General features: G+C 68.5%; 4 protein-coding genes. 2 read left to right on the top strand and 2 right to left on the bottom strand.

The features are described 5' to 3' along the window. Window positions 1–37 precede the first annotated feature (37 nt). Complete coding sequence (locus VDQ18_RS23040) at window positions 38–1060, bottom strand: extracellular solute-binding protein (protein ID WP_323023192.1); 1023 nt, start codon at window positions 1058–1060, stop codon at window positions 38–40. Window positions 1061–1225: 165 nt separating this feature from the next. On the opposite strand from VDQ18_RS23040, the gene VDQ18_RS23035 reads away from it, so the two are divergent. Together VDQ18_RS23035 and VDQ18_RS23030 are read left to right on the top strand one after the other, a co-directional pair. Next, window positions 1226–2899 (top strand): iron ABC transporter permease, encoded by a 1674-nt coding sequence (locus VDQ18_RS23035; protein WP_323023191.1) that lies wholly within the window; start codon window positions 1226–1228, stop codon window positions 2897–2899. 137 nt (window positions 2900–3036) lie between these two features. After that, the gene (locus tag VDQ18_RS23030) at window positions 3037–3699 is read left to right on the top strand and encodes a L,D-transpeptidase (protein ID WP_323023190.1); all 663 of its coding nucleotides are present in this window, start codon (window positions 3037–3039) and stop codon (window positions 3697–3699) included. 81 nt (window positions 3700–3780) lie between these two features. Here VDQ18_RS23030 and VDQ18_RS23025 read toward each other — a convergent pair whose 3' ends face one another. After that, window positions 3781–4047 carry a hypothetical protein gene (locus VDQ18_RS23025; protein ID WP_323023189.1) on the bottom strand — a complete coding sequence of 89 codons (267 nt, stop codon included), beginning with the start codon at window positions 4045–4047 and terminating at the stop codon, window positions 3781–3783. Window positions 4048–4169 lie beyond the last annotated feature (122 nt).

Below are 4169 nucleotides of genomic sequence, written 5' to 3'. Positions count from 1 at the left end.
CCGGCGGTCGCCCGAAGGCGACAGCCGAGGGCGACACTTACGGGAAGCCGACGCGGTCGAAGATGTCGGTCGCCTGGGCTGCGTTGAGGCCATAGACCGAGACGTTCACGCCCGAGTTGCGGAACTCGGTGAAGGGCGCGACGGGGCCGTGGATCTCGACGCCCGGAACGATCGGGAATTCGTTGTTCGAATCGGCGAAGATGGCCTGCGCTTCATCCGAGACCAGGTATTCCAGGAAGCGGATCGCGTTCTCGCGGTTGGGCGCACCGGCGACGACACCGGCGCCCGAGATGTTCACATGCGCCCCACGGCCCGGCTCGGCCTCGGTCCCCTGGTTGGGATAGAAGAATTCCACCGCTTCGGCGACGGCGCGGTCGTCGGGGTTCTCGGACGCGGCCAGCGCGCCCCAGTAATAGGTGTTCGACACCGCCACCGAGCATTCGCCGGCGGCCAGCGCCCGCAGCTGGTCCCGGTCGCCGCCCTGCGGCGGACGGGCGAGGTTGGCGTTGACGCCGGCTGCCCATTCTTCGGCCGCCTCGGCGCCCATCACCTCGATCAGCTCGGCCATCAGCGAGACGTTGTAGACGTTGCTGGACGAGCGGATGCAAAGCTCGCCCGCCAGGCGCGGATCGGCCAGATCCTCGTAATCGTTCAGCCAGTCGGGGCGTTCACCCGTGCGGGTGAAGATCACCCGGGCGCGGGACGAGAGGCCGAACCACAGATTGTCGGGGTGCTGGAAATTGGCGGGAACGCGCTCTTCCAGCACGGCGCTTTCGATCGGCTGGAAGATACCGGCCTCGACCGCGCGGTGCAGGCGCCCGCCGTCGACGGTGACGAAGATATCGGCCGGGGAATTTGCGCCTTCGGTGCGGATCCGCTCCATCAGCTGCTCGCCCTCACCCTCGATCAGGTTGATGCGGATACCGGTCTCGGCGGTGAAATTCTCATAGATCCTGAGGTCGGTGTCGTAGTGACGCGCCGAATACAGGTTGAGCTCCTGCGCCAGCGCGGGGCTGGCGAGCGCGGCGATCAGGCCGAGCGCGGTCAGGGAACGGAACATGGAAACCTCCGGTTTTTGAGGCCTGCCTGGGCCACGCAAGCGCGGCGGGGGTTGGCATTGACGGCGCCTCTCTACCGGACCCCGGCTTTTCTGACAATAAGAATCGGGAAACTGGACAGCCTGCCCGGGATGGGCTAGGGCAGGGCAAGATTTCGAGGAACGCCGATGGCCAGCATCGCATCCAGCCCCGACCTGCGCCGCCGTCGCCGGAGGATCAGCCCCTGGAGCCTGGGCGCGCTGGCGGTGGCGGCCCTGATCGCCCTGCCCATCGCCGCCGTCGTCCTGCAGGTCTTCCGCCCCACGGAGGGCGCCTGGTCGCATCTGGCCGCGACCGTGCTGCCCCTCTATCTGAGCAATTCGCTGCTGCTGGTGCTGCTGAGCGTGACCATGGCCTCGCTGGTGGGGGTGGGCGCGGGCTGGCTGATCGCGGGCTTCGAGTTCCGCGGCCGGGGCGTGCTGCAATGGGCGCTGATGCTGCCGATGACCATGCCGGGCTATGTCATCGCCTATGTCTATTACGAGCAGCTCGCCTATGCGGGGCCGGTGCAGAGCGGCCTGCGTGCGCTCTTCGGCTGGGGGCGGCAGGATTACTGGTTCCCGCAGATCGCCTCGCTGCCCGGCGCGGCGCTGATGCTCTCGGCAGTGCTCTATCCCTATATCTACCTGCTGACGCGGGCGGCCTTCGCCACCCAATCCCTGCATCTGATGGAGGCGGCACGGGCGCTCGGCCAATCGCCGCGCGGCGCCTTCTTCCGCGTGGCGCTGCCGATGGCCCGGCCGGCGATCGTGGCGGGCGCGGCCTTCGTCGCCATGGAGACTCTGGCCGATTTCGGCACCGTCTCGCATCTGGGGGTGCAGACCCTGACCACCGGCATCTTCCGCACCTGGTTCGGCCGGGGGCAGCCGGTGGCGGCGGCGCAGCTGGCGGCGCTGCTGATCGGCTTCGTGGCGCTGGCGCTGGTGCTGGAGCGGATCCTGCGCGGCACGCGGCGCTATGTCGGCGATCCCGGCGGGCGCGGGGCCAGCGCCGCGGCGCGTCACCGGCTGGGCGGCTGGCGGCAGGCCGTGGTCATGGCGCTGTGTGCGATCCCGATCCTGGTCGGTTTCGTGATCCCGGTCAGCGATCTGGTGCGCCGGGCGATTCTGGTCGGCGACCCGATGTGGGGCGCGCGCTTTTATGCTTTCGCGGGCAATTCGCTGATGCTGGCGGGGCTTGCGGCGCTGGTGCTGCTGACCCTCGGCCTGTTCCTGGGCTATGCGCGGCGGATGGATGGCGGGCCGCTGGTGCGCGCGGCGCTGGGTGTGGCCGGGATCGGCTATGCGATGCCGGGCGCGGTGATCGCGGTCGGCGTGCTCCTGCCGCTCAGCTGGGCCGACCAGACGCTCGATACCTGGATGCGGGCCAGTTTCGGCATCTCGACCGGGCTCTTGCTGACCGGCAGCTACGTGGGCCTGATTTTCGCCTATGCCGTGCGCTTCCTGTCGATCAGCCTCAACACCATCGAGGCCTCGCTGCAGCGCATCCCGCCCTCGCTTGACGATGCGGCGCGGGGGCTGGGCTCGGGCCCGGCGCGGACGCTGCTGAACGTGCATTTCCCGCTCCTCAGGGGCGGGCTCCTGAGCGCTGCGATCTTCATCTTCGCCGATGTCATGAAAGAGCTGCCCGCCACGCTGATCGTGCGGCCCTTCAACCTCGATACGCTGGCGATTCGCACCTATCGCCTGGCCTCGGACGGGCGGCTGGACGAGGCCTCGACCTCGGCGCTGGTCATCGTGGCGCTGGGAATCATCCCCGTCGTGCTGCTCAGCCGCGCCATGGACCGCCCCGGGTCGCATTGACGGCCCCCGGCGAGGGCCGAAACCGCGGCATTTGACGCTGACGTGAGCGCGATTCTGCGCTCATGGCGTTGTCCCCGTTGCCGCAGGGACCATAATCACAGTATGTGAACGCCGCCGTAGCCGAAGGAATCCGACTCGTGACCTCTAGACGCCACTTCCTTGCCACCAGCGCCGCTGCTGTCGCCGCGTTGTCCGCGCCGTCCATCCTGCCCCGTCGCGCCGAAGCGCAGCAGGCGAACTGGGAGGCCTGGGACCGGCAGGTGACCCCGGTGCCCTATGATCCCGAAAGCTCGAACCCGTGGAACCTGCATCCGCGGTTCCTGCCGCATCGCGTGCAGGCGAACCTGGATCTGCGTCCGGGTGACATCCATGTCGATGCGGTGGCGCGCTACCTCTATCACATCGAGGAAGGCGGCACGGCGATGCGCTACGGCGTCGCCATCGGCCGCGATGACCTCTACCAGCCCGGCGTCTTCACCGTCGGCCGCAAGGCGCAATGGCCGCAATGGACGCCGACCGCCTCGATGATCGAGCGTGACCCGCATTACGCCGAATGGGCGGGCGGCATGCCGGGCGGTCCCGAGAACCCGCTGGGTGCGCGCGCGCTCTACCTCTATGCCGGCAACCGCGACACCTATCTGCGGATCCACGGCACGCCGCAGCCCTGGTCGGTGGGCTACCGCGCCTCGTCGGGCTGCGTGCGCATGGTCATGCGCCACATCATGGACCTTTACGACAATGTCGAGGTCGGCTCGACCGTGCATCTCTACCCGGCCGAACAGCGCAGCTATACCGGCTGACGGCAGCGCGCGGCCCGGTGTGGGATCGGAATGCGAACGGGGCGCCTCATGGGCGCCCCGTTTCGTTTTCAGGTCATCATGTCAGCCGCGGGGCTGCGAGCAGATCGGCCGCCCGTCGCGGGTCAGGAGCGGCAGATAGGTCTGCTCGACCGCGTTCTCGTGCTGATACCAGTAGCAGCCATCCTCGGGCAGGATCAGCACCTCGCTGAGGTTCTGGTTCGGGTCCGCGGCCTCGGCCAGCCCCTCGGGAAGTTCCTGCAGGAAGGGCGAGGCGTTTTCGGGCGGGGTGCTCGACACACAGGCCGAGAGCAGAAGCGCGGCGCCAAGGGCGAGGCTGCGGTGGAACATGGGCTAGGGCCTTCCGGATAAGCGTTTGCCGTTGACCAAAACGCGCCCGGGGCCTCGCCGTCAAGGCCCTGCGCTCTGAGGGGGCGATGCGAGGGGGCGAGTGTGTCTTGCGGGAGATGGGG

It is taken from the genome of Pararhodobacter sp., from assembly GCF_034676075.1.
GTDB lineage: Bacteria > Pseudomonadota > Alphaproteobacteria > Rhodobacterales > Rhodobacteraceae > Pararhodobacter.
Note: the sequence above shows the minus strand (reverse complement) of the source record. Positions and strands in the feature narration are given on the sequence as shown.

Excerpts from the sequence above, each read along its gene's own strand:
- VDQ18_RS23040 (WP_323023192.1), bottom strand. The coding sequence starts at position 1,060 with ATGTTCCGTTCCCTGACCGCGCTCGGCCTGATCGCCGCGCTCGCCAGC.
- VDQ18_RS23035 (WP_323023191.1), top strand. The coding sequence starts at position 1,226 with ATGGCCAGCATCGCATCCAGCCCCGACCTGCGCCGCCGTCGCCGGAGG.
- VDQ18_RS23025 (WP_323023189.1), bottom strand. The coding sequence starts at position 4,047 with ATGTTCCACCGCAGCCTCGCCCTTGGCGCCGCGCTTCTGCTCTCGGCC.